Source organism: Pseudostreptobacillus hongkongensis (assembly GCF_001559795.1).
Taxonomy (GTDB): domain Bacteria; phylum Fusobacteriota; class Fusobacteriia; order Fusobacteriales; family Leptotrichiaceae; genus Pseudostreptobacillus; species Pseudostreptobacillus hongkongensis.
Genome location: NZ_LOHY01000044.1, coordinates 1 through 259 on the forward strand (window position 1 = coordinate 1; position 259 = coordinate 259).

Here is a 259-nt window from a genome sequence, read left to right on the forward strand (position 1 = left end):
CAGCGTCAGAGTTGTATAAGGGACAGCCGTTTTTGAGTGCCTTTTTGTGGTTGGTTACGGTGCCTTTCCAACCAAATTGTTCATTCAGCCGGTATGTTTTTGATCTGCCAACTTTAGGTCCCTCAAAGATCACCCCAACATCCAGTAGCGCGCGAACGGCGCGACTAACATTCGTTTTCTGCATCCCTAAAGTTTCAGCAATATCTGCTTGGGCGATCTGAATGAAGTTTTCGTAATCCAGATCTGCAAGCATCAGCAT

The 259-nt window shown here is 46.3% G+C and carries 1 protein-coding gene; it reads right to left on the reverse strand.

Annotation, left to right across the window (positions count from 1 at the left end):
• Positions 1 to 259, reverse strand: a 259-nt coding sequence (locus AYC59_RS08005; protein ID WP_342666603.1) for a hypothetical protein, incomplete at both ends; no start/stop codon positions are given.